Genomic DNA, 828 nt, shown 5'->3' on the forward strand with positions numbered 1-828 from the left:
GCGGCGGCTATTCGAGAGCAGAAGAAACGCAGCTAAATCAGCGAGAATTTATCCTCACCTGCGAGGCCGTGCGCCGGGGCGAGTCGGTCTTGGTGCTGGCTGAGGCGGGTCTCGGTGGCAGCGAGTTTGCGACTCGGATTGTCGATGAGTTCGTTGGGGAATTGGATGTAGCGATCGCGACTTATAAGGGAAGCGGCAAGAAGTTTTTCCAGCGGCTAGCAGAACAACTTGACGTTGAAACTTCAGAACCAAAATTCAACAGCAAGGGGGAACCCGCTGGGGAACGGTCGCTGACTATGGACGAACTCAAAGAAGCGCTACTCGATCGCATGAACAGCGAAACGCTGCTAGTTTTCCCCGAAGCAAAACGCCTTACCACCGGGGTGCGTTATTGGCTCGAAGATGCGATCGCCGCCGGGGTGCGCGTGTGCTGCTTCGCAGTCGTGAATCCCCGCCGAGATATTTTCCTGGATATGGTGGAAATTGAACTCGAACCACCTAGTGAGCAATTTATTCGCAAGGTGATGCGATCGGAATCACAGCGGCTGGGATTAAAACTTACCGAATCCGAGCTTGCTGATTTGGCACCGCAGGCAGGGCGATCGCCATTGGTTGCGCGGCAAGTTGTGAAGCGGCGATCGCTTGGAATCAAGGATGAGCGATCGGAACATACCCAATATGTCAACGTGACTCCGTTGTGGCTTGCGTTCCTTGCGGGCTTTGCTGCCATGAAATTTGTCGGAATGGGCACCAACCAAAAGGATATTCAGGTGTTTGGAGGTTTGGCTTTTATGATCCTTATGAGCCTTCGCCAATTGGGTCAAATTA

The 828-nt window shown here is 53.3% G+C and carries 1 protein-coding gene; it reads left to right on the forward strand.

Annotated elements, in window-relative coordinates; translation table 11 throughout:
- On the forward strand, positions 1–828 hold an 828-nt coding region (locus LKK83_RS23225; RefSeq protein ID WP_324633765.1), incomplete at both ends, for a hypothetical protein.

The organism is Phormidium sp. CCY1219 (genome assembly GCF_035615515.1).
In the GTDB taxonomy this organism is placed as follows: domain Bacteria; phylum Cyanobacteriota; class Cyanobacteriia; order Cyanobacteriales; family Laspinemataceae; genus CCY1219.